1 protein-coding gene and 1 pseudogene are annotated in these 1,234 nt (G+C 60.0%); both read left to right on the top strand.

What is annotated here, in order from left to right:
- Window positions 1-44: 44 nt before the first annotated feature.
- Complete coding sequence (locus EOA19_RS34910) at window positions 45-566, top strand: IS3 family transposase (RefSeq protein ID WP_023812947.1); 522 nt, start codon at window positions 45-47, stop codon at window positions 564-566.
- Window positions 566-1,234, top strand: a pseudogene (locus EOA19_RS34905) (IS3 family transposase); the annotation flags it as partial. The gene EOA19_RS34910 and the pseudogene EOA19_RS34905, both read left to right, overlap by 1 nt.

The raw sequence follows: 1,234 nt of genomic DNA, 5'->3' as shown, positions 1-1,234 counted from the left end.
TGAACTGACCCCCGAAAGTTGGACACAACCTTCGGGGGTTTTGCATGTCCAAATACAGCGAGAGTTTCAAGCGCTCGGTTGTCGATAGCTATTTAGGCGGGGATGAGAGCTGCGCGAGTGCGGCGTCGATGCATGGCGTTGATGCGGCCACTGTTCGCAAGTGGGTTGCGTTGTACCAGGCGCATGGCGATGCCGGGCTATCTGGTAAGTACGGTCGTTACGACGCGGCGTTCAGGCTGTCGGTGCTTGAGCGAATGTGGGAGGAAGGTCTGTCGTATCGGCAGACGGCTGCATTGTTCAATATCCGCAATGCCAGTTGCCTGACGGGCTGGGAGAAGCGCTATCATGCGGGCGGGATAGAGGCGCTCGGCCCACGTCCCAGAGGACGACCCATGTCAAAGCCGCCGTCCCCCGCAGTGCCTGTTGCAGCCAGTGACGAGGCCAAAAGCCGCGAAGAACTGCTGGCTGAGCTGAAGCATCTGCGGATGGAGAACGACTACCTAAAAAAACTAGAGGCCTTAACGCAGGGACATGCGCTCAAAAAGCGCAAGCCGTCCAGGCGTTAAGGCCGTTGCATTCGCTTGAGGGGCTGCTCGATCTGGCGAAGCTTGCGCGCAGCACGTTCTATTACAGACAGAAAGCAGCGAAGCGCTCGGACCGCCATGCGGCGCTGAAGGCGGCGATCAAGGCCATCTTCGACAGCCACAAGGGTCGCTACGGCTATCGCCGGGTGACTGCGCAACTGCACCGGTTGGGCCGGCGCGTCAACCACAAGACCGTCCAGAGCCTGATGGCCGGGATGGGATTGAAGTCGCTGGTCAGGCCGAAGAAGTATCGCTCCTACAGGGGCGAGGCTGGGCGGACCGCTCCCGATCTGTTGCAGCGCAAGTTCGGCGCCGACCGCGCCAACCGCAAATGGGTGACCGACGTGACGGAGTTCAGCCTGGCCGGCGACAAGCTCTATCTGTCCCCGGTCATGGATCTCTACAATGGCGAGATCGTCGCGTTCGAGACGGCGCGGCGGCCACGCTTCAAAATGGTGGACAATATGCTGACCAAAGCCCTCGCCCGGCTTGGTGAGAACGAAAGGCCGATCCTGCATTCCGATCAGGGATGGCAGTATCAGATGTCGGCATTCCAACGCAGGCTGGAAGCCAGAGGCCTCCAACAGAGCATGTCACGCAAAGGCAATTGCCTCGACAACGCCCCAATGGAGAGCTTCTTTGCCATCCTC

The sequence above is a fragment of the Mesorhizobium sp. M7A.F.Ca.US.010.02.1.1 genome (assembly GCF_004023085.1).
Lineage (GTDB): Bacteria > Pseudomonadota > Alphaproteobacteria > Rhizobiales > Rhizobiaceae > Mesorhizobium.
Note: the sequence above shows the minus strand (reverse complement) of the source record. Positions and strands in the feature narration are given on the sequence as shown.